The organism is Saccharopolyspora oryzae (assembly GCF_027853915.1).
Classification (GTDB): domain Bacteria; phylum Actinomycetota; class Actinomycetes; order Mycobacteriales; family Pseudonocardiaceae; genus Saccharopolyspora; species Saccharopolyspora oryzae.
The window spans coordinates 1-2625 of record NZ_JAQGLA010000179.1 but is presented as its reverse complement, the minus strand read 5'-3'; the positions used below and the strand labels follow the sequence as shown (position 1 = coordinate 2625).

General features: G+C 72.8%; 2 protein-coding genes. Both read right to left on the bottom strand.

From position 1 onward, the window contains the following. Positions 1–1813, bottom strand: a 1813-nt coding sequence (locus OU415_RS38075; protein WP_270954664.1) for an ArnT family glycosyltransferase, incomplete at its 3' end; no start/stop codon positions are given. 118 nt (positions 1814–1931) lie between these two features. Continuing rightward, a complete protein-coding gene (locus OU415_RS38070; RefSeq protein WP_270954663.1) occupies positions 1932–2513 on the bottom strand; it encodes a CGNR zinc finger domain-containing protein in 582 nt (193 codons plus the stop codon). Between the last annotated feature and the right edge of the window lie 112 nt (positions 2514–2625).

Genomic DNA, 2625 nt, shown 5'->3' with positions numbered 1-2625 from the left:
CAGTCCGGGTTCTTCGCGCTGCCGGCGCAGCTGGGGCAGTTGCCGACCTACCAGCAGCGCCCGCCGACACCGCCCGCCGGGCAGCGCCCGCCGCAGCCGCCTCGTCCGCCCCAGGCTCCGGGACCGCAGCAGCCGGTCGGGCCACGTCCGCCGCTGCCGCCGGCCGGACAGCGCCCGCCCCAGCCGCCGATGGGTCAGCAACCGCCTCCGCCACCGGCCGGGCAGCGTCCGCCGATGCCGCCTCCGCCGCAGCAGCCCCCGGGGCCGAACGGGCAGCGCCCCGGCGGTCCCTGGCCGCCGCGCTGATCGATCTGAGGGTGCGCAGCTGTGGCCAGAGCTCGGGCCACGGCTGCGCCGGCGCCTGGTAGAGCGTGATCTCGTTGCCGCGAGCCATGTTCACCAGGTCCGACTCGACCGTCCCGAGCCGCTGCGACCGTCCGAAGTGGTCGGACAGCGAGCGCTTGCCGACGTAGAGCACGACATCGGCGTCCGCGGGCGGGGCGCCGAAGAACCAGTAGCCGCGATGCGGGCTGTAGACGCGGGGCAGACCGGCCGGGCGGCCTCGCACGTCGAGCGCACCTGCCAGGTAGTAGGTCTCGGCGACGACGACCGCGCGGCGCTGCTGCTCGGGCGGTAGCGCCCGGTAGGCGCGGGTGACCGCGTCGGTGAGCTCCGGCCAGCCCGTTTCGTAGAGCCGCGGGTAGTTCGGGATCTCGGGGTGGCGGGCCAGCACGTCCAGCGGGTAGACCGGCAACATCGACAGCGGCAGCACCGCCGAGATCGCGCAAGCCGGCCACAGCAGCTTGCCGCTGCGGTGCTGCAGTCCGACGGAGGCCGCCGCGAACAGAACTCCGAACAGCCCCGCCAGGTAGTTCGGCCGACCGCCGGTGACCAGGAAGAACACCAGGACCACCAAGGTCGTCCAGCCCAGGAACCGGTACGCGTGCAAGGCGGGGGAGCGCAGCAGCACCGCCAGGCCGTAGCAGCACAGCACCGCGCCGACCACGATCCCGGAGTAGAACAGCGCGGTCGGGACGAGCAGGAGCCGGTCGTTCTCCTCGTTGACCGCGGTGCCCATCTCCAGCGCGGGCCAGCCGTTGGCGGCCTGCCACCACAGCGTGGGAACAGCGGTGACCACGGGAATCGCCACGGCAACCCACAGCGCCGGACGAGCCAGCACCGCCCGCGGGCCGGTGATCGCGGTGCTCAGCAGCAGCGCAGCGCACAGGACCACCACCTGGAACTTGGTCTGCACGGCGAGGGCCGCGATCAGTCCGATGCCGAGGAGCAGCCGGTCTCGGTGGATCCCGTGGCCGTGCAACCGGATCCACCGCACCAGCAGCCAGATCATCGCCGTCCACTGCAACGGCTCCACCGTGGATGCGGTGAGCCAGTGGCCGTTGACCAGCAGCCACGGCGAGAGCGCGTACGCCGCCGCGGCCAGCACCTGGGCCTTGCCGTTGCCGCCGAACTCGCGCGCGACCAGAGCCGCGACCACCACCCCGAGCCCGGTCGCCAGCGCCGCGGGTAGTCGGAACGCCAGCAGCGAACCGGGGAACGCGGTGTCCAGGAACGCGGCGAGGAACGGCACCAGCGGCTGCTGGTCCATGTACCCCCAGTCCAGGTGGAACTTCCCGGCGGCGAGGAAGTAGAGCTCGTCGGTGACGAGGTCGTAGCGCGGCGCCAGCACCACCAGCAGCGCCGTGACGAGAGCGCCGAGCACCAGGACGGGAGTCCGGGCGAACGGCGGGGCGGGGCGGGGGAGCCGGACGGTGGCCGCACCGTCGAAGCCGGTGGTGGCGCTGGTGTGCATCGGCTCCCCCTGGTCGTGACGGCTCGGGGCAGCCTAACGGCCGATCGGGTGAGTCACAGGCGGTCGACGACCTTTCGCGGCGTGATGCGGGCCGCTGGCACCGCCGCGTCCCGGTGGATCAGGCGTCCGCCTTGTGGCGCTGGTAGTAGCGGGCGACGCGGACCCGGTTGCCGCAGATCGCGGGTGAGCACCAGCGGCGGCGGGGGTTGGTGGCGATGAAGAGCATCACGCAGTTCCGCTCCTCGCATTCGCGGAGCGCCTCGATGATCGGGTCCGTGAGCAGCTCGGCGGCGGCCTCGGCCAGGTCGGCGGCGACCCGTGCGCCCAGACTCCCGGGGCGTTCGACGGTGCCGACCAGCGATCCGCCGCGCCAGCTCAGCTTCCGGATCCCCGGCGCCGCCCGCTGGGCGTCGTTGAGCCCGCGGAGCGCGTCCGCCGGCGGGCGCTTCCCGAGCCGGATCTGGGTGAGCGCTCGCGCGGCGTGCTCGCGCACTTCGTGCACGGCGGCCAGGTCGGCTCGGCTGAGCGAAGTCCGCTCCGACTGGGTGGGTGTCGTCATCCGGTCCGCCTGGCGGGTCAGCCACTCCCACAGCTCCGCAGGCGTGCCCATGAAGTCGACCGGGCCGTCCGGGGTGATCGCCCTGGTGTTGACCAGGTCGACGGCCAGCGGCTCACCGATCAGCGGCAGGCGCGGTTTCATGGCTCCAGATGGTAGTGGAGTCCTTGACGGCGTCGAGCCCAGCTGGTCCAATGCGTAAACGAAGCTTTACCCATTAGGGGCTCCGGGGGTGAGGGTGGAGCGGGGCGCGCTC

Bases quoted from the DNA above. Each gene is read 5' to 3' on its own strand.
- OU415_RS38070 (WP_270954663.1), bottom strand. From the start codon at position 2,513: ATGAAACCGCGCCTGCCGCTGATCGGTGAGCCGCTGGCCGTCGACCTG.